24 protein-coding genes and 1 pseudogene are annotated in these 23859 nt (G+C 67.7%); 8 read left to right on the forward strand and 17 right to left on the reverse strand.

Translation table 11 applies throughout. From position 1 onward, the window contains the following. The first annotated feature begins 147 nt into the window (after positions 1-147). Positions 148-1029 (forward strand): dihydropteroate synthase, encoded by an 882-nt coding sequence (gene folP / locus ACWCPQ_RS33795; protein WP_449906835.1) that lies wholly within the window; start codon positions 148-150, stop codon positions 1027-1029. After that, entirely contained in the window at positions 1026-1964 is a 939-nt protein-coding gene (locus tag ACWCPQ_RS33800) for a glucosyl-3-phosphoglycerate synthase (protein ID WP_449906838.1), read from the forward strand. Before folP ends, ACWCPQ_RS33800 begins: the two co-directional genes overlap by 4 nt. Before the next feature lie 27 nt (positions 1965-1991). On the opposite strand, the gene ACWCPQ_RS33805 is transcribed toward ACWCPQ_RS33800, so the two are convergent. The 6 genes from ACWCPQ_RS33805 to sigE form a co-directional block, all read right to left on the reverse strand. After that, entirely contained in the window at positions 1992-2462 is a 471-nt protein-coding gene (locus ACWCPQ_RS33805) for a hypothetical protein (RefSeq protein ID WP_449906840.1), read from the reverse strand. Positions 2463-2694: 232 nt separating this feature from the next. After that, positions 2695-3555, reverse strand: a complete 861-nt coding sequence (locus ACWCPQ_RS33810) for a hypothetical protein (RefSeq protein ID WP_449906843.1) — start codon at positions 3553-3555, stop codon at positions 2695-2697. A gap of 51 nt (positions 3556-3606) precedes the next feature. Further along, positions 3607-4023, reverse strand: a complete 417-nt coding sequence (tatB, locus tag ACWCPQ_RS33815; RefSeq protein ID WP_449906846.1) for a Sec-independent protein translocase protein TatB — start codon at positions 4021-4023, stop codon at positions 3607-3609. A gap of 33 nt (positions 4024-4056) precedes the next feature. After that, positions 4057-5601, reverse strand: coding sequence for a trypsin-like peptidase domain-containing protein (locus ACWCPQ_RS33820; protein WP_449906849.1), 1545 nt, complete (start codon positions 5599-5601; stop codon positions 4057-4059). Positions 5602-5611: 10 nt separating this feature from the next. Continuing rightward, positions 5612-6007 carry a hypothetical protein gene (locus ACWCPQ_RS33825; protein ID WP_449906852.1) on the reverse strand — a complete coding sequence of 132 codons (396 nt, stop codon included), beginning with the start codon at positions 6005-6007 and terminating at the stop codon, positions 5612-5614. A 64-nt stretch (positions 6008-6071) separates the two neighbouring features. Continuing rightward, positions 6072-6788, reverse strand: a complete 717-nt coding sequence (sigE, locus tag ACWCPQ_RS33830; protein WP_449906892.1) for an RNA polymerase sigma factor SigE — start codon at positions 6786-6788, stop codon at positions 6072-6074. 435 nt (positions 6789-7223) lie between these two features. Between sigE and ACWCPQ_RS33835 the strand changes: the two genes are divergently transcribed. The 4 genes and pseudogenes from ACWCPQ_RS33835 to ACWCPQ_RS33850 all read left to right on the forward strand — a co-directional run bounded on the left by ACWCPQ_RS33835 (position 7224) and on the right by ACWCPQ_RS33850 (position 11552). Continuing rightward, positions 7224-7856 carry an O-methyltransferase gene (locus ACWCPQ_RS33835; RefSeq protein WP_449906855.1) on the forward strand — a complete coding sequence of 211 codons (633 nt, stop codon included), beginning with the start codon at positions 7224-7226 and terminating at the stop codon, positions 7854-7856. Positions 7857-8074: 218 nt separating this feature from the next. Next, positions 8075-8734: pseudogene (locus ACWCPQ_RS33840) on the forward strand (TetR family transcriptional regulator); the annotation flags it as partial. Positions 8735-8979: 245 nt separating this feature from the next. After that, positions 8980-9900: an ATP-binding cassette domain-containing protein gene (locus tag ACWCPQ_RS33845; RefSeq protein ID WP_449906858.1), complete on the forward strand. Its 921-nt coding sequence runs from the start codon at positions 8980-8982 to the stop codon at positions 9898-9900. After that, positions 9897-11552 carry an ABC transporter permease gene (locus tag ACWCPQ_RS33850; RefSeq protein WP_449906861.1) on the forward strand — a complete coding sequence of 552 codons (1656 nt, stop codon included), beginning with the start codon at positions 9897-9899 and terminating at the stop codon, positions 11550-11552. Before ACWCPQ_RS33845 ends, ACWCPQ_RS33850 begins: the two co-directional genes overlap by 4 nt. A gap of 60 nt (positions 11553-11612) precedes the next feature. Here ACWCPQ_RS33850 and glgC read toward each other — a convergent pair whose 3' ends face one another. After that, positions 11613-12827 (reverse strand): glucose-1-phosphate adenylyltransferase, encoded by a 1215-nt coding sequence (glgC, locus tag ACWCPQ_RS33855; RefSeq protein ID WP_449906864.1) that lies wholly within the window; start codon positions 12825-12827, stop codon positions 11613-11615. A 123-nt stretch (positions 12828-12950) separates the two neighbouring features. On the opposite strand from glgC, the gene glgA reads away from it, so the two are divergent. Then, complete coding sequence (glgA, locus tag ACWCPQ_RS33860; RefSeq protein ID WP_449906895.1) at positions 12951-14108, forward strand: glycogen synthase; 1158 nt, start codon at positions 12951-12953, stop codon at positions 14106-14108. Between the two features lie 15 nt (positions 14109-14123). Here the strand turns inward: glgA and ACWCPQ_RS33865 are convergent, their stop codons facing one another. The 10 genes from ACWCPQ_RS33865 to ACWCPQ_RS33910 form a co-directional block, all read right to left on the reverse strand. Then, positions 14124-14519 carry a group I truncated hemoglobin gene (locus tag ACWCPQ_RS33865; RefSeq protein WP_449906867.1) on the reverse strand — a complete coding sequence of 132 codons (396 nt, stop codon included), beginning with the start codon at positions 14517-14519 and terminating at the stop codon, positions 14124-14126. A gap of 128 nt (positions 14520-14647) precedes the next feature. Beyond that, positions 14648-15517, reverse strand: a complete 870-nt coding sequence (locus tag ACWCPQ_RS33870; RefSeq protein ID WP_449906870.1) for a putative RNA methyltransferase — start codon at positions 15515-15517, stop codon at positions 14648-14650. Further along, a complete protein-coding gene (locus ACWCPQ_RS33875) occupies positions 15504-15671 on the reverse strand; it encodes a DUF3117 domain-containing protein (protein WP_011211259.1) in 168 nt (55 codons plus the stop codon). Before ACWCPQ_RS33875 ends, ACWCPQ_RS33870 begins: the two co-directional genes overlap by 14 nt. Before the next feature lie 158 nt (positions 15672-15829). Further along, the gene (locus ACWCPQ_RS33880; protein WP_449906872.1) at positions 15830-16411 is read right to left on the reverse strand and encodes a DNA-3-methyladenine glycosylase I; all 582 of its coding nucleotides are present in this window, start codon (positions 16409-16411) and stop codon (positions 15830-15832) included. Beyond that, positions 16408-16728 (reverse strand): DivIVA domain-containing protein, encoded by a 321-nt coding sequence (locus ACWCPQ_RS33885; RefSeq protein WP_449906875.1) that lies wholly within the window; start codon positions 16726-16728, stop codon positions 16408-16410. The genes ACWCPQ_RS33880 and ACWCPQ_RS33885 overlap by 4 nt, the downstream gene beginning before the upstream one ends. A 19-nt stretch (positions 16729-16747) precedes the next feature. Next, positions 16748-17884, reverse strand: a complete 1137-nt coding sequence (locus tag ACWCPQ_RS33890; protein WP_449906878.1) for an Mrp/NBP35 family ATP-binding protein — start codon at positions 17882-17884, stop codon at positions 16748-16750. Positions 17885-17903: 19 nt separating this feature from the next. Further along, positions 17904-18758, reverse strand: a complete 855-nt coding sequence (locus tag ACWCPQ_RS33895; protein ID WP_449906881.1) for a lytic transglycosylase domain-containing protein — start codon at positions 18756-18758, stop codon at positions 17904-17906. Positions 18759-19023: 265 nt separating this feature from the next. Next, positions 19024-20451, reverse strand: a complete 1428-nt coding sequence (locus ACWCPQ_RS33900; RefSeq protein ID WP_449906884.1) for a lytic transglycosylase domain-containing protein — start codon at positions 20449-20451, stop codon at positions 19024-19026. A gap of 144 nt (positions 20452-20595) precedes the next feature. Then, positions 20596-21186, reverse strand: coding sequence for a DUF1003 domain-containing protein (locus ACWCPQ_RS33905; RefSeq protein WP_449906898.1), 591 nt, complete (start codon positions 21184-21186; stop codon positions 20596-20598). Positions 21187-21200: 14 nt separating this feature from the next. Then, on the reverse strand, positions 21201-22481 hold the full coding sequence (locus ACWCPQ_RS33910; RefSeq protein ID WP_449906886.1) for a magnesium transporter MgtE N-terminal domain-containing protein: 1281 nt from the start codon (positions 22479-22481) through the stop codon (positions 21201-21203). A 53-nt stretch (positions 22482-22534) separates the two neighbouring features. Here ACWCPQ_RS33910 and ACWCPQ_RS33915 point away from each other — a divergent pair, with 53 nt between their 5' ends. Beyond that, positions 22535-23479 carry an HpcH/HpaI aldolase/citrate lyase family protein gene (locus ACWCPQ_RS33915; protein ID WP_449906889.1) on the forward strand — a complete coding sequence of 315 codons (945 nt, stop codon included), beginning with the start codon at positions 22535-22537 and terminating at the stop codon, positions 23477-23479. Positions 23480-23859 lie beyond the last annotated feature (380 nt).

Genomic DNA, 23859 nt, shown 5'->3' on the forward strand with positions numbered 1-23859 from the left:
CTGGAGGAACTGAACCGGCCGGGGACGGGCGTGGTGCTCGGGTCCCGGTATGTGCGGCGCCGCTGTGGTGCGGGGGACTGCCGGGTTCGGCGCGGCTGCGTCGTACCCCGGGACCTCGCAGTCGAGATGTCGCAATAAACTCGGTTCATGTTCGAGCCCGTCCGGCCGTCGCCGACTCTCTGCGGCCGGACCGTCGCGACCGATCGCGCGCTGGTGATGGCCATTGTGAACCGCACCCCGGATTCCTTCTACGACCGTGGGGCGACCTTCAGCGATTCCGCCGCCTTGGCCGCCGTGGAGCGGGCGGTGGACGAGGGCGCCGATCTGGTGGATATCGGCGGGGTGAAGGCGGGGCCGGGGGAGCACGTGGACGCGGCCGAGGAGACGCGGCGAGTGGTGCCGTTCGTGGCCGCGATCCGCCAGGCCTATCCCGATCTGCTCATCAGTGTCGACACCTGGCGATCGGAGGTGGCGCGGGCCGCTGTGGCCGAGGGCGCGGACCTGATCAACGACACCTGGGCGGGCGCGGACCCGGAATTGGTGCCGGTGGCCGCCGAGACCGGGGCCGGGATCGTATGCAGCCATACCGGCGGCGCGGTGCCGCGGACACGGCCGCATCGGGTCCGGTATACCGATGTGGTGGCCGAGGTGACCGATACGGTCGTCGGAGCGGCCGAGCGGGCCGCGGCGGCGGGGGTGCGCCGGGATTCGATTCTCATCGACCCGACCCATGATTTCGGCAAGAACACTTATCACGGGCTCGCACTGTTGCGGGCAGCGGACGTTCTTGTTAAAAGCGGGTGGCCGGTCTTGATGGCGCTGAGCAACAAGGATTTCATCGGAGAGACATTAGGTGTCGGACTTTCCGAACGGCTGGAGGGCACATTGGCGGCAACAGCATGGTCGGCCGCGGCCGGTGCTCGCGTTTTCCGTGTGCACGAGGTCGCCGCGACCCGTCGCGTCGTGGACATGATCGCTGCGATCCAGGGCATCCGGCCCCCCGTACGAACTCTGCGAGGTCTCGTATGAAGTTTCCCCAGCACGAGCCCGACTGGGCGTCCACCCATACCTGGGACACCCCGGACTGGCCGGTGGCCGAGCTGGTCGCCGCCAAGGCCGGCCGCACCGTCTCGGTGGTGCTGCCGGCGCTGAACGAAGAGCGAACTGTCGCCGAGGTAGTGGCCAGTATCCGTCCGCTGCTCGGCACGCTGGTGGACGAACTGGTGGTCCTGGACTCCGGATCGACCGATGCCACCGCCGAACGCGCTCGCGCGGCCGGCGCCGAGGTGATCACCCGCGAACAGGCGGTGCCCGAATTGGAGCCCTTCCCGGGCAAAGGTGAGGTGCTGTGGCGTTCGCTGGCGGTGACCAGCGGTGATCTGGTGGCCTTCGTCGATTCCGATCTGATCGATCCGGATCCGGCGTTCGTGCCGAAACTACTCGGTCCGCTGCTCACCACACCCGATCTGCACCTGGTGAAGGCCTACTACCGGCGTCCGCTGCGGCACGGTGGCGGGGTGGACGCGAATGGTGGCGGCCGGGTGACCGAACTCGTCGCGCGGCCGCTGCTGGCGGCCCTGCGTCCCGGGCTGACCCAGGTGCTGCAGCCGTTGGGCGGTGAGTACGCCGGGACCCGGGAGCTGCTGACCGCTGTCCCGTTCGCACCGGGTTACGGCGTGGAGATCGGGTTGTTGCTCGATACCTACGATCGGCTGGGGCTGAGCGCGATCGGACAGGTCGATCTCGGGGTCCGGACGCATCGCAACCGGCCGCTGGCCGATCTCGGGGTGATGAGCCGGCAGATCCTGGGCACGGTGCTGGGCCGCAGCGGTGTCACGGATTCGGGAGCGGCGCTGACCCAGTTCCCGCTGGCCGGCGACGAGTTCACCCCGCACAGTACGTCGGTGGACCTGGTCGACCGGCCGCCCATGAACACCATCCGGCCGGACGTCGCGGCCGCCTGAACCGCCGGGCCGGAGCCGTCGGCGATATCAGCGGTTCCGGCCCGGTTGCCCGGTCCCGGGTTCTTCCCCGCTCCCCGGGGCCGCGTCCGCCCCGGACTCCGGTGTCCGATCACCCGGCGCACCGAGTTCATCGCCGGCCGCGGTGGCGGCATCGCCGGTGGGCCGCGCACCGGCTCCGAGGTGGGTGGATTCCTGCGACATCGCCACGTCCTCGTGCGCCTCGACGTCCGGGGAATCCTCGCCCGGGGAATCGTGGTCCGGCGCTGTCCGCTCGGGTTCCGTCGTTCCGGCGGTATCCGCCTGTTCGTCGGGTTCGCCCGCCTCGGCCTGCTCCTCGGGTTCCTGCTCGTGTTCGAGGCGGGCCTGGAGTTCGGCGACCGTCACATACTCGCTGTCTGCGGAATCGGGTGTGCGCAGCCACAGGATCACGGTAATCAGCAGTCCCACCGCAACCAGGACAATCGCCATGATGATCAACGCATTCACCTGCGCCTCCACGAATTATCTCTTCGGAGCCGGACATCGCCACGATGCACCGAGTGGCGCAATGTAATTTTGTGGCTATCGAATCCCCCGGCCCGGTCAACCGGTCGCGGTTAAGGTAAATCGGCCTACTGCGCACAGGGTAGCAATTGTTCGACCAGCCGATATTCGCTGTAGCTATCGCGGTTTCGGCGTGTCGGAAAAGTACCGGCCGCGGCCTTTCCCCTCCCCGGTGCGGGTGGTGCGGTCAGCGCCGCTGGCGTACCGCCTGCGGGCGGGAGTCCACCGGCTCGTGGAGATAGACCGGGGTGAGCAGATCCGCGTCCACCGGTTCGCCGGTGGTGCGCTCGTAACGAACACCGACCAGTACCGAGAAGCGGCGATTGGCCGCACGCTCGTGCAGGGTCGCCAGCCGGGTGGCCAGCAATCGGACCGCGCCGAGCGAACCCGGTGGGTGCAGTCCGTCGAGAACGAGCACCGAACCGCGGCCGTCCGGACGCGGGAGCCGGGCCAGGTAGGCGATATCGTGCGGCTCCGGGCTGGCCGGTCGATAGATCCGCCGGGCGGCTCGGTCCTCGATACCGCGGCGGCCGTCCCCGGGCCGGGCGACCGCGCGGCGTAGCCGGGGATCGGCGGCGATGAGATGCCGCAGGCTGGGGGAGAGCTCGGGGCCGCCGAGCACGATCAGCCCGTCGCGGAGCAGATCGATCGGGCGTCCCGGTGCGAACGGTTCGATGGTGACCGCGAAACCGAGTTCCCGTAGCTGTTCGGCGAGCCGCGGCGCGGCCGCCGGATCCGGCGCCCCGATCAGCCTGCCCGCGCGGGTGTCCGGGACCAGCAGAGTCAGCGGCCCGTGCCCGAAGAACAATCCCTCCGGCGCCGGGCCCTGTGTACTCACCTGGTGGATTCGGGCGCGGGAAAGTCCGGCGGCGGCGCCGATTCTGGCGAAAGTCCACCCCTCGGCATGTAACTCCCGGATCACCGCGCGCCGAATTCGGGTGAGCTCGTTGATGGTCTGCTGAGCCGCTGCGACACCTTCGGTGGCGGCCTTGAGTCGCTCGACTTTGTCTTCGATCGCGAAAATTCTCGCCACGTCATCGGCCGACATGTGCGAAGTCTAGACAGCGAGTCGCTGAACTGCGTCTAGACTGGTTGACGCTCAGGTGGCGTCGGTATCGATCGGGGGATGTTCGTTGCGCTCCAAGGGTTTATCCGACCTGGGCTTCGGGTAATCTGGCATGCCACTGTGGGTGCCCAGGACATTCTTGCTGTCCGGTAGTGCACCGTCCAGATCCCGGAAAAGGGAATCATCGCCGTTCAGAAGATGTTTCGTCACTACCGAACGCGGTGACATCCCCCGTAATTCCTGAAGATCGGCGAGTGGTTTACGCAGTTCCTCGAATTCGGGCCCGAGTTCGGAGCGCAATTGCGAAGTCGCGCCGGTGGCGTAATCGCGAACTTGGCGCAAACTGCGCGCAGTCCACCGTGCGGCGCCGGGTAGGCGCTCCGGGCCGAGGATTACGAGGGCGGCGACGAGTAGCACGAGCATCTCGCCCCACCCGATACTGCTGAACACTCCTACAGGCTACCCGGCGCCGCGACCAGCGGGTCAGTCGGAGGCCAGCGTCACCGGAACGTCCACCTGCCGGCCTTCCCGGATGAGCTGCACGTTCACCGTCTGTCCGATCTTGTTCGCCTGAACCGCCACGACCAGCTCGTCGGGATTGGTGACTTCGCGGTCGCCGATCCGGACGATTACATCGCCTTCCACGATGCCGGCGTTCGCGGCCGGGCTGCCCGGCTGTACATCGGCGACTTCGGCACCGCTCATGACCTCGTTGGCCACGGTCTTCTGCCGGGCGCTCACACCGATCATCGGGTGATGGATCGACCCGTCGCGAATGAGGGTCTGGGCGACCTGGGTCATCTGGTCCACCGGGATGGCGAAGCCGAGGCCCACCGAACCGCCGCTCTCACTGCGGATCGCGGTATTGATACCGATGACCCGGCCGTCCGCATCCACCAGTGCGCCACCGGAATTGCCCGGGTTGATCGAGGCGTCGGTCTGCACGGCGTCGATGACCGCCTTGGTGTCGCTGCCCTCGCCCTCGAGTTTCACGGGGCGGTGCAGGGCGCTGACGATGCCGGAAGTGACCGTTTTGCTCAGGCCCAGTGGCGATCCGATCGCCAGGACCGCGTCCCCGACTTGCACGTCATCGGATTTACCGAGCTGCGCAACCGTGAGATTTTTCACATCCACCTTGAGGACTGCGAGATCGGTCTTGGGATCGCGGCCGACGATATTGGCCGGGGTGCGGGTGCCGTCGGAGAAGGTGATCTGGATTCGGGCCCGGCCGGACTGGTCCTGGGCCGCCATGGAGATGACGTGGTTGTTGGTCGCGATATAGCCGTTGCCGTCGATGACGACACCGGAACCGGTGGCGCCGTTGTCGCCGACCGTGGTGCGAATGGACACCACCGACGGCAGGACCGCGTCCGCCACCTGGGCGATCGGGCCGTGCGGCTGATCGCTGTCGGTTTGTTCCAGGCTGACCTTGCGCGAGGTCAGGGTCGAGGCCGTCTCCGCGGTCAACCGGCCGACCAGGCCACCGACCAGCCCGATCGCCAGCGCGATGGCGCCGAGAACGAGCAGGGCCTTCGGCGCGACCCGGGATCCGAACAACACCTGGCGCGCGGAGAGTCGGTCGGCACCGGGGAGTTCGCGGGTGGTCGGGGAAGGCACGGCCGGAGCGCCGAGCCGGGCCGCGGCCTCGGGGTCGCGCCAGGGATCGGCCGGACCGGCCACGGGTTCGCGCTCGGTATCGGCGTCCGGGTCGCGCTGGAGGACCTCGGTGGAACCGGGGGGACGGCCGAATGCCTCGGCCAGCACCGCCTCGGGCGGGCCTTTGGGCGCGATGGGGGCCGCGGCCTCGGAGTCCGGGCGGCCGTTACGGGCGGCGAAGGATCCGGATTGGCCCGACGGGCGGCGGAAGGCGCTCGCGGTATGTGAGTCCACATGGGGCCGATAGACCGGCCGCGGAGCCAGGACCGGCGCCTCGCGCGGACGCAGAGTGCCGTTGTCGGTCGTCGTGCCGTTTTCATCCGCCGAATCAGGGTTATCGGCAGGGGAATTCTGCGTCGGTTCGGAACTCACGCGGCAAACTCTACTTGCGCCACCACACCGACCACCGGAAGCTGTCGAAGGTTGCCGAGAAAGACTGGCTCGTGAAACCGAATACCGCCTCGTTACGCGGATTTCCGGCCGAATTCCGCGTTTGTGTCCCACTGGGCGGTTCGGCGAGCGGAATACGGGAGAGACTGTCGTGCAGGCCGGTGGGAATCGAGACCTGGGAGGCGCGCCGCAGGGCGATCCGCGCCTGCTGCTGGGCCTCGACCTCGGCCGCGCATTCCGGGCATACCGAAAGATGCTGGGCCGCACGCAGATAAGGGTTCATCCGCAGTTCGCCATCGACGTAGGCGGCGACTGCCTCGCTCGCCAGGTGTTCGGTGGAGTGGAACTGCGGGGAACGACGACCGGGCGTTTCGGAGTCGCCACTCATTCGCTGCCCATCCTTCCCGACCGGTATCACAAACTGCTGTGATCCCGGCGTCATGATCGCAGGATCACCCGAAGCTCGCCTCGGCGGCGAAACGCTCCTGGACTCCATTATGCGCAAGATACTCGCGCAGTGCCTGCCGTCCGCGATGGATTCGACTGCGCACCGTTCCGAGTTTCACACCGAGCGTCGCGCCGATCTCCTCGTAGGACAGGCCCTCGATATCGCAGAGCACGACGGCGGCGCGGAACTCCGGAGCCAGCGAGTCCAACGCGGACTGTAGATCGGGATCGAGTCTGGCGTCGTGGAAGACCTGCTCGGGCCCGGGGCCGTCGGCGGGAACCCGGTCGTAGTCCTCGGGTAGCGCTTCCATCCGGATCCGGCTGCGGCGCCGGACCATGTCCAGGAAGAGGTTGGTGGTGATCCGGTGCAGCCAGCCCTCGAACGTGCCCGGCTGATAGTTCGACAGGGAGCGGAACACCCGGATGAAGGTTTCCTGGGTGAGGTCCTCGGCGTCCTGGGCATCGCCGGAGAGGCGATAGGCCAGCCGATAGACCCGGTCGGCGTGTTCGCGGACCAGTTCGTCCCAGGTCGGCATGACGGTGCGGTCGCCGGTGGCGTCGAAGGCGGCGGTGCCGGTGAGCGGGAGCATGCTGTCGAGCTCGGACGACGCGTCGGCGGTAGCGGCCTGCACCGCCCGCACGACGTCGTATTCCTCGGCTCGCTCGTCGGTACTGGACATATCGGGCACCTCCATCAGGGCGTCCGGCGGAGCTGGATCCATGGTCACCGGGTCGTGGTGTGCGGCTACCTCCGAGTCCGGCCCGGTAAACGGCCGGGGACCGAATTCGTCCGGCCCGGGCAGGCCGTGGCCGGCCTTCGTCGCCGAGGGGCGCGTCCCGGGTGGTACGGGCAGTTCGGGCAAGGTGGCGGACTCGCGTGCCGCATCGACCATGTGGATGGTGACAACCTCCTGATCGGGACCGAGGCGTAGGCTCGAATAGGCGGCCTGTGCGGACCGCTGTTTCCGGGTCGTGACGGGTTCATCGGTTACAACGGTGGATCTGTGCTCCGTTGTTCCCGTTCCTGCGTGTTTCGGTCTGGTGGTCTTGCGTAGCCTCACTCTTCCGTCTCCCGGTGTGGACCGCGTGTGGGGATCCTGAGGGACACCTGAGAATGTTGCGACCAGCATTCGCGCGTTTGGCATAGCCTCTTGGGCGTGGCATCGAACCTGGAGCTCAATCTCGCCTACGTGGAGGAATCCGTCGTCGAGGACGAGGTACTCGTCAGCGCCCGCGAACGGGCCACCGAACTGGGCGTGGCTCCGGTACCGCCGTCGGTCGGCGCCCTGTTGAGTATGTACGCGCAGTTGCTGGACGCGCGGGCGGTGGTCGAGGTGGGAACCGGCGCCGGCGTCAGTGGTCTGTGGCTGCTCGACGGAATGCGCGAGGACGGGACGTTGACCACCATCGATTCCGAGCCGGAGCATCAGCGGGCCGCCAAGGAATCTTTTCGTGCCGCCGATATCCCGCTCGCCCGGACCAGGTTGATCAACGGCCGCGCGCTGGATGTGCTGCCGCGACTGGCCGACGGTGCCTATGACCTGGTGTTTCTCGATGCCTCGCCGATCGAGCATCCGCAGTACATCGCCGAAGCGGTGCGGCTGCTGCGCGCGGGCGGGGCGGTGCTGCTGCACAACGCGCTCCTCGGGGGCCGGGTGCCCGATCCGGCGAATCGGGACGCGGCGACCCAGGCGGTGCGTTCGGCCACCCGATATGTGGCCGAGGATCCCGATCTGACCAGTGTTCTCATCCCGCTCGGTGACGGGTTGCTCTGCGCCTCGAAGGGGTAGCGCCGGGCGATCGCCGGCCGAATCCGTGGAACGGAGCGGCCGGCGCGCCGTCTTGATTTATTGTGATTTACGTCACGTTGAAATATTGCCTGTTCGGGTCCTGACCTCGTGCTTTCCGGGTGGGCCGACACGATCATTTCGACGCCCGTCCGTCTTTACGGAATCTCTACGGGCTACCCCCTTGCGTCGTGATTGAACGACTGTTTAGCGTATTGAACATGCGTTCAAGCGATGATCTGAACACGCGGGCCCGTATTCGCGATGCGGCCCTCGTTCTGTTCGGGGAGGAGGGTTTCGGGGTCGGCGTCCGCGCTATCGCGGCCGCCGCGGGCGTCTCGCCGGGGCTGGTCAACCACCACTTCGGCTCCAAGGACGGGCTGCGGCGCGAATGCGACGACCATGTGCGCGCGGTGATCCGCGAATCGAAGATGAGCTATATGAACCGGCCGTCCGCCGGTAATCTGCTGCAACAGCTGGCCGAGATCCAGGAATACGCGCCGATCATCGCCTACATGATGCGCAGTTTCCAGGCCGGCGGTGATCTCGCGGCGTCCTTGTTCGAGCATATGGTCGAGGACGTCGAGCAGTATCTCGAGGCGGGGATCGCCAGCGGCGCGGTCCGCCGACCGCGCGATCTGAAGGCAATGGCCCGCTACCTCGCGACGGCGAACGGCGGGGGCATGTTGCTTTTCGTCCAGTTGCGCGCCCAGGCCTCGGGCACCGTCGATTACCGGCAGGCGCTGCGCGAGTACGGCGAGCAGATGCTGCTGCCCGCGCTGGAGATCTACACCGAGGGGCTGCTTCCCGACTCGACCATGCTGGACACCGTGCTGGCCGATGTCGCCGGGCACGCCCGCACCGGGTCCGACGCCGCCGAGGTCGATGCCGCCGAGTCCGAAGCGTCCGGGGACGACCAAGCCGAGTCCGCCGCGGCCGCCGGCGACGCGGTCACTGCCGACGGTGCGGCGTACGCCGCAGCACCGCCCGCGGCCCCGCGACCGACGGGAACACCGGAGCCGGCCTGAACCGCCGGCGACGCGAACCGAGCCCGCGCGGCGTCCGATCCGCCGCGCCCGCGAAATATCCATCCACGCTCTATCTCTCTGTCCCACGAGGAGACACGATGATTTCGGCAATTCGGATCCGGGATCTGCACAAACACTTCGGAAAGGTCCGGGCACTGGACGGACTCGACCTGGAAGTGGCCGAGGGCGAGGTCCACGGATTCCTGGGCCCCAACGGCGCCGGTAAATCCACGACCATCCGGGTCCTACTGGGCCTGCTGGCACGCACTTCCGGTGAGGTGCGGATGCTCGGCCGCGATCCCTGGGCGGACGCGGTCGCACTGCACCGGGAGATCGCCTACGTTCCCGGCGATGTGACCCTGTGGCCGTCGCTGAGCGGCGGCGAGACCATCGACCTGCTGGCCTCGATGCGCGGCGGTCTGGATACCGCGCGGCGCGCCGAACTGATCGAACGTTACGAACTCGATCCGCGGAAGAAGGCGCGCACCTACTCCAAGGGCAACCGGCAGAAGGTGGCGCTGGTCTCGGCCTTCTCCTCCAACGCCCGGTTGCTGCTGCTGGACGAGCCGACTTCGGGTCTGGACCCGCTGATGGAGCAGGTCTTCCGAGAATGCGTCGCCGAGGCGGCCGAGCGGGGTGCGACCGTGCTGCTGTCCAGCCACATCCTGTCGGAGGTGGAGGCGCTGTGTGAGCGGGTCACCATCATTCGCTCCGGGCGCACGGTGGAGAGCGGGACGCTGTCCTCGATGCGACACCTGAGCCGTACCTCCATCACCGCGGAACTCACCGGCGATCCCGGTGATATCGCGGCGATCCCGGGAGTCGCCGATTTCAGCATGGACGACCACACCCTGCGCTGCCAGGTCGACGGCGAACATCTCGCCGAACTCATCCGCGTGCTCGGCGATACCGGGGTCAGCAGTCTGACCAGCCGGCCGCCGACCCTGGAAGAGCTGTTCATGCGCCATTACTCGATCAACGGCCAGGAGGCCGGCGAACTCGAGGGAGCCCGGAAATGACGACCGCTGTCGCCGGAGCACGGCACAGTGTGCTCGACTACCGGCCGGGCCGCACCGGATTCACCGGAACCACCCGGCTGCTGCGGCTGTACCTGCGCCGCGACCGGATCGTGGCGCCGCTGTGGATTCTGCTGCTGTCCCTACCGCTGGGCGCGGTCTATGTGGCCAGTATCGAATCGGTGTACCCCACCGAGGCCGACCGGGCCTCGTTCGCGGCCACCATTCTGGCCAGTCCCGCACAGCTGGCGATGTACGGGCCGATCTACAACACCTCCATCGGCGCGGTGGGTATCTGGAAAGCCGGGATGTTCCACACCCTGATCGCGGTGGCCACCATCCTCACTGTCATCCGGCACACGCGGGCCGAGGAAGAGACCGGGCGCAGCGAGATCCTGGCCTCTACATCCGTGGGCCGCTACGCGAATCTGACGGCTGCGCTGCTGCTGGCCGTCGGCGGCTCGTTGCTCACGGGTCTGCTCGGCGCGGTGAGCCTGACCGCCACCGATGTCCCGGCGAGCGGTTCGCTGGCCTTCGGGCTCGCGCTGGCCGGATCCGGCATGGTGTTCGCGGCCGTGGCCGCGGTCACGGCGCAGGTCTGCACCGGCGCCCGGCTGGCCCGGGGACTGGCCTTCGCCGTGCTCGCGATCACCTTCACCCTCCGGGCGATCGGTGACGCACGGGCGGGAGCGGGCCCGGTGAATCCGCTGACCTGGCTGTCGCCGCAGGGATGGTCGCTGCAGATCCGCCCGTACGCCGGTGACCGCTGGTGGGTGCTGCTGATGCATATCGTCCTGCTCGTGGTGCTGACAACGGTCGCGTACGCCCTACTGCGCCGCCGCGACGTCGGGGCGGGGCTCATCGCGGAACGACTGGGCGCACCGGCGGCGGGCGCGGACCTGGCCGGACCGTTCGGCCTGGCCGTGCGGTTGCAGCGCGGCACCCTGCTGGCCTGGTCGATCGGCGTCGGGCTCTACGGTCTGGTGATCGGCAGCGTGGTGGCGGGTATCGGGGACAGCTTCGCCGAGAACGAGACATTGCGCGATCTGATCACCCGGATGGGCGGTTCGGAGTCGATCGAGGATTCGTTCATCTCCTACGCCTTCACCATGCTCGGAGTCGCGGGTGCCGCCTACGCTGTCTCGGCTACGCTGCGACTGTTCAGCGAGGAGAACGGACATCAGGCCGAGTCCGTGCTCAGCGGTGCCGTCGGCCGGCTGCGCTGGGCCGCGTCCCATCTGGCGTTCTCGCTCGGCGGACCCGTGGTGATCATGTTGACCGCCGGACTGCTCGGTGGCCTCGCCTACGGCATCGCCAAAGACGATATCGGTGGCGAACTGCCCGGTGTCGTGGGTGCGGCGCTGGTCCAGTTGCCGGCGATCTGGTTCTTCGCCGGGGTGACGCTGGCGCTGTTCGGGCTCGTACCTCGCTGGACACCGGTGGCGTGGGGTCTGCTGACCGCCGCCATCGCCGTTTTCCTGCTGGGTTCGTTCTCCGGCGCACCCCAGTGGTTCCGTGATCTGGAACCGTTCAGTCACGCACCGAAGGTGCCGGGGTCCGAGTTCAGCGCGACTCCGGTCGTCGCGGTCACGGTGATCGCCGCGGTACTGCTCGCGGCCGGCCTCGCCGGCGTGCGAGGTCGCGATATCCGCTGATCGTTCGCCATCCGATGTGTCCCCTTCCGTCGGGAGGGGACACATCGGTGCCCGGTCCGGTCAGACCCAGGTGCCCTTGCCGACCGTGACCACTCCGCCGTTGCTGATGGCGAAACGGGACCGGTCGCGCTCCAGATCCACGCCGATGATCTCCCCCTCGGAGACCATGACGTTCTTGTCCAGGATCGCGCGCCGGACCACCGCGCCGCGGCCGATCCGGACCCCGGGCATCAGCACACTGCCCTCGACGGTCGCGCCGTCGTCGACCACCACATTGGCGCTCAACACCGAATTGCGCACCGTCGCCGCCGACAGGATGCTGCCCGCCCCCACGATCGATTCCTGGGCCAGCCCGCCCCGGGCGAATTTCGCCGGCGGCAGATTCTCCGCGGCGCCCCGGATGGGCCAGTGCCGGTTGTACAGGTTGAACACCGGATTCACCGACACCAGATCCATATGTGCTTCGTAGAAAGCATCGATGGTGCCGACATCGCGCCAGTAGCCGCGGTCGCGATCGGTGGCACCGGGCACCTCGTTGTCGGCGAAGTCGTAGACCGCCGCCTGGCTCGCGGAGACCAGGCTCGGAATGATGTCGCCGCCCATATCGTGGTCGGAATCGGAATCCTCGGCGTCGGCCTTGATCGAGTCCACCAGTACTTTTGTGGTGAACACATAGTTGCCCATCGAGGCGAAGGTCGAATTCGGGTCGTCGGGGATCCCGGGCGGATGGCTCGGCTTTTCCAGAAAACCGATGATGCGACCGGATTCGTCGGAATCTATACAGCCGAAAGCACCCGCCTCGCTGCGGGGTACCCGGATACCGGCCACGGTCACCCCGGCCCCGGAATCGATGTGATGGGCCACCATCTGTTCCGGGTCCATCCGGTAGACGTGGTCGGCGCCGAACACCACGATGTAATCCGGGTCCTCGTCGTAGATGAGATTCAGCGATTGCATGATCGCGTCGGCGCTGCCGGTGTACCAGCGCGGGCCGAGTCGTTGCTGCGCGGGGACCGGCGTGATGTATTCACCGGCGAATCCGGACAGGCGCCAGGTCTGCGAGATATGCCGGTCCAGCGAATGCGATTTGTATTGGGTGAGCACACAGATCCGGAGGAAACCGGCATTGACGAGATTGCTGAGCACGAAGTCGATGAGGCGATAGGCGCCGCCGAACGGGACGGCCGGTTTGGCCCGGTCGGCAGTCAGCGGAAAGAGTCGCTTGCCCTCGCCACCGGCGAGCACGATTCCTAGTACGTGCGGCTGGCTCCTCACAGTGCCAAACTACCGAACGAGGTGGTCGGCGGGCATCGACCGCTCGGCGGCTACCGTGAATTCGTGAGTTCCGGTTCCAGCGCCGCGGCCGAGCCGTCCGCGGCCGATGAGCTACGGGTGGCCATGCTGACCCGAGAGTTTCCACCCGAGGTCTACGGTGGCGCGGGTGTCCATGTCACCGAACTGGTGGCGCGGCTGCGGCAGATGAGCGCGGTGACTGTGCACTGTATGGGTGCGCCCCGTGACGATGCCCGCGTGCACGACCCCGATCCGGCTCTCGACGGCGCCAATCCCGCGCTGCGGATGATGTCGGCGCAGTTACGGATGGCCGATTCGGTCGGGGCGGTGGACGTGGTCCATTCGCATACCTGGTACTCGGGGCTGGCCGGCCATCTGGCCGCCACGCTGTACGGGATCCCGCACGTGGTCACCACTCATTCGCTGGAGCCGCGCCGGCCGTGGAAGGCCGAACAACTGGGTGGCGGCTACCGGCTCTCGTCCTGGTCGGAACGTAATGCGCTGGAACACGCCGACGCCGTGATCGCGGTGAGCGACTGGATGCGCCGGGACGTACTGGACGCCTATCCGGCACTGGATCCGATGCGGGTGCACGTCGTGCGCAACGGGATCGACGCCGCCGTCTGGCATCCCGGGCCGCCGGAACCGGGCAGCCGCCGGATCCTCGACGAACTCGGAGTGCGTGCGGATCGGCCGCTGGTCGTGTTCGTCGGCCGGATCACCAGGCAGAAGGGGGTCGGCCATCTGCTGGCGGCCGCACGCGATATCGATCCGGCGATCCAGCTCGTCCTGTGCGCGGGTGCCCCGGACACACCGGCGCTGGAGGCGGAGGTCGCCGCCGCCGTGGCCGGGTTGCACCGCCGCCGTGGCAATGTGTTCTGGGTCCGGGAAATGCTGCCCATCGAACAGATACGGCAGCTGCTGGCAGCCGCCACGGTATTCGTCTGCCCCTCGGTCTACGAACCGCTGGGAATCGTGAACCTCGAGGCCATGGCGTGTTCGACGGCGGTGATCGCCTCGGATGTCGGCGGTATACCGGAGGTGGTGGCAGACGGACAGACGGGTCGGCTGGTGCATTTCGCAGCGGGGGAGACCGATGCCTACGAGCACGCGCTGGCGACCGCGATCAACGAACTGGCGGCCGACCCGGCCTTCGCGGTCGAATTGGGCGTGGCCGGTCGTCGCCGCGCCCAGGCCGAATTCGACTGGTATCGGATCGCCGAACAGACCCTGGCCGTGTACCACACCGTCTGCAAACGGTGAGCGCGCCGACCGCGCTCAGGTCCAGGACGAACCCGAGGCGATATCGTCGGCGAGTGGGGCGACAGCCGCGATGATCTGCGCGACTGTCTCGTCGCCGACGCCAGCCGCCGTCAATGAATCCGTCAGGTGACCGGCCACCAGGCCGAAATGGTGCGGTGTGATCCCGCGACCCTGGTGCACCTGTTTCATCGGCGCACCCGTGTAGGGTTCCGGACCGCCGAGTGCCGCGGCGAAGAATTCGACCTGTTTACCTCGGAGCCGGGACATATTCGTCCCGCTGAAGAAACCGGCCAGTTCCTCGTCGGCGAGGACCCGGGTGTAGAAATCGGCGACAACAGCTTCGAGCGCCTCGTAGCCGCCGATCTGCTCGTAGATGGTGGTAATGGTGGTGTCTTTCCGCTTGCCGAACATCGGTATCCGCATACGTCGAGAACATCATAACGGTGTTACCCGGCGATCAGGTCGAAGTCGCGAGTGGATTGCTCTGTGTGCCAGCGTGATTGCGCTGTTCTCACCGCGGCGGTGGGTGGCCGGTGAGATCAGGCGGGCAGATAGGTTCCCACGGTGACCGAGGCGGTGACCTCGACGGACTCCGGTAGGCGGGCGATCCGTTCGGCGGCCGCGGCCGCGTGATGCGCGGAGGGGCCCATCGACACCAGGTTCGCGATATCGGCACGGGGCAGGGGCATCGCGTATTCGATCGTCCGGTGCTCGGCTCGGACGAACCGCCCGGCCATGGCCGTGGCGAGGCGCCGGTCCTTGTCCGGATCGACGGTGACCATGCCGATCGGTTCGATCAGTTCGGCGAGATGAGCGACAGTGGGCGTGACGACGATATAGCGCCCGCCGGGTGCCAGGATCCGGGATACCGCGTCGGGATTGCGCGGCGCGAACACCGAGAGCGCGGCGGTGAGTGTCCGGTCGCGGATCGGCAGACCGCGCCAGGCATCGGCGACCACCGCGGCCGCGCGCGGATGGACGCGGGCGCATCGGCGCCCGGCCGGTTTGGCGATATCCACTCCGATACCGCGGGCGGCCGGAAAGGCGTCGAGAACGCGCGCCAGATAGTAGCCGGTACCCGCACCGATATCCGCGAGGATTGCGCGAGTGCCCGGATCGTGCCCCGCCACCGTCGCCGCCGCGATCGCATCGGCTATCGGGGCGAAATATCCGGTGCCTTGAAAAGCGGCCCGCGCGTCGAGCATGGCGGCGGTATCGCCGGTCGATTTGGTGGCCGCGCCGGTCAGCAGGCTGACATAGCCCTGCCGGGCGATATCGAAACTGTGCCCGCCGTCGCAGCGCAGCGCCCCCTGCGCGGACGACAAGCCGCGGTCGCATTCGGGGCAGCTCAGTACCTCGGCGACCGCGGCGAGCGCCGACTGTTCGGCTACCTGTCTAGCTGGTGACACTCTTCAATTCGTCACCGAGTGCCGCGGCTTCGTCGGGCGTGAGTTCTACGACCAGACGCCCGCCACCCTCGAGTGGGACCCGCATGACGATCCCACGGCCTTCCTTGGTTGCCTCGAGGGGACCGTCCCCGGTACGGGGCTTCATGGCCGCCATCCTCTGCTCCCTCCAGATCTGCGCTGTATGCTGCGCACTTGCTCGGAACTCCGGTTGTCACCAACCGGGCGGTCCGTCGGCTGAGACGACGGACCGCACTTGATCTATTCTTCCCTATCGCATGAGATGACGGACACTCGACGTCCAAATGTGATCGGTCAGCCGACCTCGGCCTGCCGGGTATCGACCCAGCATTCGGCCAGGTGGTCGTCGACCATGCCGGTGGCCTGCATCAGCGCGTACGCGGTGGTCGGCCCGACGAAACGGAAACCGCGCCGCTTCAATTCTTTTGCCAGTGCGATGGATTCGGGAGTCGTCGCCGGAATATCGGACAAAGCATGTGGCCGTGGGCGCGTCGGCGGCGCGAACGACCACAGCAATTCGTCGAGGCCGATATCCAGATCGCGCGCGACTTTCGCATTGGCGATACACGCTTCTATTTTGGCGCGATTGCGCACAATGGCGGCATCGGCGAGTAGGCGCTCCCGATCCGTGTCGTCGAACTCCGCGACCCGGTCGATGACGAATCCGGCGAATGCCTCCCGGAAAGCGGGTCGTTTACGCAGGATCGTGATCCACGCCAACCCCGATTGGAAAGCTTCCAGGCACAGACGCTCGAACAGCGCGTCGTCACCGTGGAGTGGGCGGCCCCACTCCTGGTCGTGGTAGTCCCGGTACAGCTGGGACTCCACCGACCACCCACAGCGCACGAGCGTATCGGCCGCCGCCGTCCCGGTCACGGCTGCTCCGGCCCGGACCCGGTGGCCGCTCCGGCGGCCCGCGCCTCGGCCAGCTGACCCTGCAATTCGTCGATGCGCGCGGCCAGCCGGGCCAGTGCCCAATCGACCTCACCGGCCTTGTAGCCGCGGACCACCTGCTGGAAGCGCAGTGCCCGCACATCCGCACCACTGATGCCCTCGACCGGCAGCACCGTCGCCGTGGTGCCCTCGGGTAGCGGCCCCAATTCCTCCGAGCGCCCGAACAGGGCACTGGCCAGGAGGAACAGGACTGCGGCCACCAAACCGACGATCAGTACGTAGAGCAGCAGGGTGAGCATGGATCGAGTCTAGGTGCGCTCAGAGGTGACGGGTGGTGTCGATACCCAGCGACATACCGGCCAGGCCCCGGCGGCGAATCGCGAGTTTGTCCGCCACCGACTGCAGCGCGACGGCCGACGGATTCTCCGGATCCTTCAGCACGATGGGGGTGCCCTCGTCGCCCGCCTCACGCAGAGCCTGTTCGATCGGGATCTGGCCGAGCAACGGCACCTCCGCGCCGACCGCCCGAGTGAGCCGATCGGCGACGGCCTGTCCACCGCCGGACCCGTACAGCTCCATCCGGGTGCCGTCGGGCAGATCGAGCCATGACATGTTCTCCACCACACCGGCGATCCGCTGCCGCGTCTGCAGGGCGATGGCGCCCGCTCGTTCGGCGACCTCGGCGGCCGCGATCTGCGGGGTGGTGACGACCAGGATCTCCGCGTTGGGGATCAGCTGGGCGATCGAGATCGCCACATCGCCGGTCCCCGGCGGCAGATCGAGCAGCAGGACATCCAGATCGCCCCAGAAAACATCGGCCAGGAACTGCTGCAGCGCGCGGTGCAGCATGGGGCCGCGCCACACCACCGGGGTATTGCCCTTGGTGAACTGCGCGATCGAGATCATCTTCACGTCGTGCGCGACCGGCGGCATGATCATCCGCTCGACCTGCGTCGGCCGGGCGTCGGTACCGAGCATCCGCGGAATGGAATGGCCGTAGATATCGGCGTCGAGGACCCCGACCGACAGGCCGCGGTCGGCGAGCGCGGCGGCCAGGTTCACCGTCACACTCGATTTCCCGACGCCGCCTTTTCCGGAGGCGACCGCGTACACACGGGTCAGCGAACCGGGCTGGGCGAAGGGAATGACGGGTTCGGCGGAATCGCCGCGCAACTGTTTACGCAGTTCGGTGCGCTGTTCGTCGCTCATCACATCGAGATCGACCGAGACCGTGCCCACACCGGGCACGTCGGCGACCGCGATGCTGACCCGCTGGGTTATCTCGGTCCGCAACGGGCAGCCCGCGGTGGTCAGATACACCTCGATGTGCACGTTGCCGTCCGGTTCGACCCGGATGCTCTTCACCATGCCCAGTTCGGTGATCGGTTTGCGGATCTCCGGGTCGTCGACCTTCGCGAGGGCGCCCCGCACCTCCGCTTCCGTTACCACTGGCATACTGCCGATGGTAGTGCCGTCAGATCTTGGGGAGTTCCGCGGGCCGTGGTGCGATACCCGTCTGGTACGACTGCTCCCACGCCATGACGTTCGCGACGTAGGCCATCGAGTTGTTGTAGCGGAGGATCGCCCTGGTCTGCTGGGCCGGGTCGCGCATATCCATCCCGCCCGAGCAGAGGTATTTGCCGGCGGTGAGCGTCGCGTCGTAGTAGTTCTGCGGATCGGAGATACCGTCGCGGTTACCGTCGGCGGCGAAACTGGTCCAGGTCTGCGGCAGGAACTGCATGGGGCCGACGGCGCGGTCGTACCCGCCGAATCCGTCGAGTGCGCCGCCGTCGGAATCGTGGATGACATTGTTGCCCGAGAGGCTGCCGTCCAGCACCGGACCGAATACCGGAGCGAGGGCGTTACCGTCGGCGTCGGCACCGCCGTTGTTCATATGGGTGGATTCGACCCGGCCGATTCCGGCCAGCATGGTCCACGGCATATTGCAGTCGGGGTTTTCCTCGGACAGGATCTGCGCCGCATTGATATAGGCGGCCTCGGCGATACCGGGGATACCCGACGCCGCGACGGGCAGTTCGTTCCGGGCACGATTCGGGTCCAGCGCGACCGATTTCACCTCGATCCGCGCCTCGGGGGACTGTCTCGCCATGGCGTGCATCGCGTAGGGGTCGACGGCGGCCGGAGCGGCGGTCGAGCCGGGCTCGGCGTTCAGTGCCGACACCTGCATGGCCACCGACGCCGCGGTGGGATCGGTGGCCACCGCCGCGGCGGCATTGGTGGCCACTACACCGGCCGGAACCAGCCCGGTGAGTGCGATCACCGAGCTGCGGGAAACGGTGGCAGGTTGCTGTTTACGGTGACGCCCCACGTACTCAAGCCCTTCATCTCAACGCACAGCCTGCGGTCACAAGATGGTTCGTTGCCGCTCCGTGACCTGTTGCCTCGAGGATACCGCATCCGAGATCACTTTGTTACTCCTCCGTGACCATTATTTCCGCCGGTGTGGGAATGGGGGAACCGGCAGTGCCGCTTGGCAACTCGGTCCCACCCACCCGACACGCCGACCCCGGTCCGGCCCGGGGCCCGGCTTCCGGCGCGGGTGGAAGCAGTGCGTCCGCGCCGGAATCGGGTGGTCAGGCGGGCAGGGTGGGTTCGGCGGGGGCCGCCGGAGCGGGCGCCGCCGGAGCGGTGCCGGCCGGTGCCGGAACCGCCGCGGTCGGCGCCGGTGCCAGGGCGATCGGGAGCGGGATGACGATTCCGCCCGGGAGCGTGATCGACGGCGGCGCCGGTGCAGGTGCAGGTGCGGGGGCGGGGGCGGGCTGGTTCGGGTTCTCGGCGGGTGCCGGTGCCGCCGGGGCGGATTCGGCGGGTGCCGGTGCCGCCGGGGCGGATTCGGCGGGTGCCGGTGCCGCCGGGGCGGAATCGGCCGGTGCCGGAACCGCCGGAGCGGGTTGGCTGGGAGCGGGCGCCGGTGCCGCGGGAGCGTTCTGCCCGGCGGGCAGGTCCGGAACGACCGGGGCCGGATCGGGCAGCGCCTCGCCGACCTTCGGAGCACCCGGAGCGGGCGGACAGAACAGGCCACACGGAATCGGTGGCAGGCCCGGGATCCGGATCATGGGCTCGGGCCGCGGTGTCTGCACCGGCAACGACGGCGGCGGTGGCGGGACCTGGGTATCGGTCTGCGCCGCCAGCAGATCCGTCGGCCCGCCGGGGAACTCGGTGGGTTGACTACCCGGCGGGACGAGATCGGGTGAGATCGTGACGGGGGCCGGACGCCCACCGGTGCGGTAGGCCGCCGACCAGCTCAGCACATTTGCCGCGTACGACATCGAGTTGTTGTAGCGCAGCACCGCCCGCAACTCCTGCTGCGGATCACGCAGATTCAAGCCGCCCGAGCACAGATACTTCCCGGCGCCCAGTGCCGCGTCGAAGACGTTGTGTGGGTCGGCGCGGCCGTCGGCGTTCCCGTCGGCGGCATAGCGCGACCAGGTGCTGGGGAGGAACTGCATGGGACCGAGCGCCCGGATGTAACCGCCGTCGGCGGACCGGATGACCTCGTTGCCGGGCAGCGTGCCGTCCAGTGCGGGACCGAAAATGGGCGGGTTGGTGGTGCCGGCGGCGTCCGTGCGCCCGTTGCTCGCATGCCCGGACTCGATCCGGCCGATCCCGGCGAGCAGATTCCAGGTGACACCACAGCCGGGTGTCGAGGACTGCAGTGCCAGTTCGGCATTGCGATAGGCCGCCAGCACGATCTCCGGAATGCCCAGGGCGCCTCCGCCCTGCGGCAGGTTGATGGTCTGCAGTGGGACGACGCCGCCGAAGGGCGGGATCCCGTCCGCCGGAGCGGGACTGAGTGCGCGGAGCTTCCGGGGCGTCGAGCGCTCGACCGGCAACATTCCGAGTGTCTGGGGCAGTGGTGCATCGACGGTAACGTCCGGGTCACCGAGGTTTCCGGAATTGGCGGCGAGCCGAGCCCCGGGAGCCTCCGGGGGCGTCGAGGACAAGGTGGTGTGGGCGGCGGAACCACTCGCTACCAGGCCCGCCATGACCAGAGCCGACATTGCCACAGGGGTAGGTATCCGCATTCGGCTTCACCGTTCCTCTATGTCACAGGTGAGCAACCGTCTCGGACATTCCCGGACGGCGTGCTCGGGACAACGTGATCCAGGTTACCTACCGGTCAGGAGCATATTGCGGATTTCCGGTCATTCGTCCGCGACAGGCGATGAAACCGAGCCCGTAACCGGCTTGTGACCGGAGGTTTTCTTGCGTTTCGGCTTGGCGGATTTCTCCGGGCGCGTCGGACCCGTACCCGCCGCCGTCTCCAGCCGATCGAGCGCTTCGCGGATCTCGTCCAACTCCCGCCTCAGATAGTCACGGGTGGCCACTTCGCCGACCGCCAGCCGCAGCGCAGCCAGCTCTCGTGCCAGAAACTCGGTATCCGCCTTGGTCTGCGCGGCTCGTAATCGATCCTCCTCCAGCGATACCCGGTCCCGGTTGTCCTGCCGGTTCTGGGCCAGCAGGATCAGCGGCGCCGCGTAGGCGGCCTGCGTGGAGAAAGCCAGATTCAGCAGGATGAAGGGGTAGGGGTCCCAGCGCAGCGTGATGAAGGAGATGTTCAGCGCGATCCAGACGATCACCACCACCGTCTGCAATGCCAGATAGCGCCCGGTGCCCAGGAACCGGGCGATCCGTTCGCTGCCCCGCGCCAACGCCTCGGCGTCCCAATCGAACCGGAACCGGGATTCGACCGGCGTCTCCAACCGCTGCCGGGCACTCGCCGCCGCCCGGCTCACCGTGCTCTTCTCCGTCACTGCCGTACACCCTCGAACAGTTGCTCGTCCTCACGCCAATCCCGCGGCAGCAGATGGTCCAGTACATCATCCACGCTCACCGCGCCCAGCAGATGATTCTGCTCGTCCACCACCGGCGCGCACACCAGGTTGTAGCTGGCGAAAAAGCGGGCCACCGCAGTGAGCGGCGCATCCGGGCGCAACGTCGTCAGATCCGTGTCGAGAATCCCGCCCACCAGATGCGCGGGCGGCTCCCGCAACAGTTGTTGCAGATGAACGCATCCCAGGTAGCGACCGGTGGGAGTGGCCGTCGGCGGGCGCACCACGAACACCATCGACGCCAGTGCCGGAGTCAGATCGGGATCACGGACCCGCGCCAGCGCCTCCGCGACCGTCGTCGCCGGTGTGAGAACCACCGGCTCCGGCGTCATCAGACCACCGGCGGTATCCGGGGAATGCTCGAGCAACCGGCGCACCGGCTCCGATTCCTGCGGATCCATCAGCGTCAGCAGCGATTCGGCTTCGCTCTCCGGCAACCCGCCCAGCAGATCGGCCGCATCGTCGGGGTCCATCGCCTCGAGGACATCGGCCGCCCGCCCGATCTCGAGTTTGCCCAGCAACTCCAGCTGATCGTCGCCCGACAATTCCTGGACCACATCGGCGAGCCGTTCGTCGTCGAGCGCCACCGCGACTTCCAGGCGGCGCTTCTCCGGGAGCTCGCGCAACATATGCGCGACATCGGCGGCGCGCTGGCCCTCGAACTGCTCGAGCAGCGTGCTCACATCCTGCCCCGGCCGGCCCAGCTCGTACGGGGTGAGCCCCTGGACCCGGGCCCAGTCCACCACATGCACCGTCCGCCGTCGCCCGAGCCGGCGATGCCCGCGCACCGCGACCCGGGAGACTCGCCAATCCCGCGTCCGGGTCAGCGCGATTCCCAGATCCACCACGAACACATCGATCCCGGCCAGATCGGGCAGATCGGGATCCTCCACCCGCACCGCGGAGTCGACGATCTGCGCCATCGCCAGCAACTCGCCCGGCCGCTGCGCGAACCGGCGCAGACTCACATTGCCGGTGTTCAAGGTCACCGAACCGGGCTCGATAGCGGTCACCCGCAGCATCGGGACGAAGATGCGGCGACGGGTCGGCAACTCCACCACCAAGCCGTGAACACGCGGTTCCTGCCGGTCGTACCGGACGGCGACCACGACGTCGCGGACACGGCCGATAGACTCGCCGTCCGGCCCCAGCACCGCCAGGCCCGTCAGCCTGGCGATATACACCCTGGTAGCTGCCATGGTTGCCAGGCTAGATGTTCCGGGGCCGGACCGGGCCGACCCCAGGAGTGTTGATGAAGCCGCGCCGTTCCGTGCTCGCCGTGCCGGGCAGCAACCCGAAGATGATCGCCAAAGCCAAAGGCTTGCCGGTCGACGAGGTCTTCCTCGACCTCGAGGACGCTGTCGCACCCGATGCCAAGGCCGCGGCCCGCGCGAACATCGTGGCCGCCCTCAACGACACCGGCTGGGGTGATCAACTGCGAGTGGTCCGGGTCAACGACTGGACCACCCAATGGACCTACGCCGATGTGATCTCGGTGGTCGACGGCGCCGGAACCGCACTCGACGCGATCCTGCTGCCCAAGGTGACCGATGCCGGCCAGGTGCGCGCACTCGACCTGCTGCTCGGCCAGCTGGAACGGGCCAACGGAATCGAACCGGGCCGTATCGGAATCGAACCGCAGATCGAGAACGCGCTGGGCCTGCGCAATATCGACGAGATCGCCACCGCCAGCCCACGGGTACAGACCCTGGTCTTCGGCCCGGCCGACTTCATGGCCAGTATCAACATGCGCACACTGGTGGTCGGCGAACAGCCCGAAGGCTACGACACCGGCGACGCCTACCACCACATCCTGATGACCATCCTGCTCACCGCGCGCGCCCACGGCATCCAAGCCATCGACGGCCCCTACCTGCAGATCCGCGATACCGACGGCTTCCGCCGGGCCGCAGGCCGCACCGCCGCCCTCGGCTTCGACGGAAAATGGGTCCTGCACCCGAGCCAGGTCGACGCGGCCAACGAGATCTTCAGCCCCCGGCAATCCGAATACGACCACGCGGAACTCATCCTGGAGGCCTACGCCTACCACACCTCCGCGGCCGGCGGATCCCGCGGCGCGGTCATGCTCGGCGACGAGATGATCGACGAGGCCAGCGCGAAAATGGCGGTGGTCGTCGCGGAGAAGGGCCGGGCGGCGGGGATGAAACGCACCAGCACTTTCACGCCACCCGCCTGAGGTCCGGCAGTCGGCGAACCCAGGCCCGCAGCGGTTGCCGGGACGCAGCGAGCCGAGTGGTTCGCAAGACTGCCGGTCGAGGGATGTGTCGGTGGGTATGTGGCCGACCGGGATACGAGGGTCGGATTCGCTCGAGGGGGGATCGGGCTTGTGAGGGGGGTGCGCTTGTGGTGAGGGGGTGGGGTTGTTTGTGGTGGTGAGGGGGTGGGGTTGTTTGTGGTGGTGAGGGGGTGGGGTTGTTGTTTGTGGTGGTGAGGGGGCGGGGTTGTTTGTGAAGGTGCTGTGTTTTTGGCGCGCTGGCGCGCGCGGGGTCGAGGCCCCCTGAGTCTCGCCGTTCAGGCCTCGAGACTCGAGCCTTCGGCTCATGCGCTTTCGAGGCC

The sequence above is a fragment of the Nocardia sp. NPDC001965 genome (genome assembly GCF_053594175.1).

What these genes read in the sequence shown, in the direction of transcription:
- ACWCPQ_RS33885 (WP_449906875.1), bottom strand. Translation starts at nt 16,728, where the DNA reads ATGCTCACCCTGCTGCTCTACGTACTGATCGTCGGTTTGGTGGCCGCA.
- ACWCPQ_RS33825 (WP_449906852.1), bottom strand. Translation starts at nt 6,007, where the DNA reads ATGAGTGGCGACTCCGAAACGCCCGGTCGTCGTTCCCCGCAGTTCCAC.
- ACWCPQ_RS33845 (WP_449906858.1), top strand. Translation starts at nt 8,980, where the DNA reads ATGATTTCGGCAATTCGGATCCGGGATCTGCACAAACACTTCGGAAAG.
- ACWCPQ_RS33810 (WP_449906843.1), bottom strand. Translation starts at nt 3,555, where the DNA reads ATGTCGGCCGATGACGTGGCGAGAATTTTCGCGATCGAAGACAAAGTC.
- ACWCPQ_RS33890 (WP_449906878.1), bottom strand. Translation starts at nt 17,884, where the DNA reads ATGCCAGTGGTAACGGAAGCGGAGGTGCGGGGCGCCCTCGCGAAGGTC.
- glgA (WP_449906895.1), top strand. Translation starts at nt 12,951, where the DNA reads ATGCTGACCCGAGAGTTTCCACCCGAGGTCTACGGTGGCGCGGGTGTC.
- ACWCPQ_RS33850 (WP_449906861.1), top strand. Translation starts at nt 9,897, where the DNA reads ATGACGACCGCTGTCGCCGGAGCACGGCACAGTGTGCTCGACTACCGG.
- sigE (WP_449906892.1), bottom strand. Translation starts at nt 6,788, where the DNA reads ATGGATCCAGCTCCGCCGGACGCCCTGATGGAGGTGCCCGATATGTCC.
- ACWCPQ_RS33875 (WP_011211259.1), bottom strand. Translation starts at nt 15,671, where the DNA reads ATGGCGGCCATGAAGCCCCGTACCGGGGACGGTCCCCTCGAGGCAACC.
- ACWCPQ_RS33865 (WP_449906867.1), bottom strand. Translation starts at nt 14,519, where the DNA reads ATGTTCGGCAAGCGGAAAGACACCACCATTACCACCATCTACGAGCAG.
- ACWCPQ_RS33900 (WP_449906884.1), bottom strand. Translation starts at nt 20,451, where the DNA reads ATGTCGGCTCTGGTCATGGCGGGCCTGGTAGCGAGTGGTTCCGCCGCC.
- folP (WP_449906835.1), top strand. Translation starts at nt 148, where the DNA reads ATGTTCGAGCCCGTCCGGCCGTCGCCGACTCTCTGCGGCCGGACCGTC.
- ACWCPQ_RS33910 (WP_449906886.1), bottom strand. Translation starts at nt 22,481, where the DNA reads ATGGCAGCTACCAGGGTGTATATCGCCAGGCTGACGGGCCTGGCGGTG.
- ACWCPQ_RS33800 (WP_449906838.1), top strand. Translation starts at nt 1,026, where the DNA reads ATGAAGTTTCCCCAGCACGAGCCCGACTGGGCGTCCACCCATACCTGG.
- ACWCPQ_RS33915 (WP_449906889.1), top strand. Translation starts at nt 22,535, where the DNA reads ATGAAGCCGCGCCGTTCCGTGCTCGCCGTGCCGGGCAGCAACCCGAAG.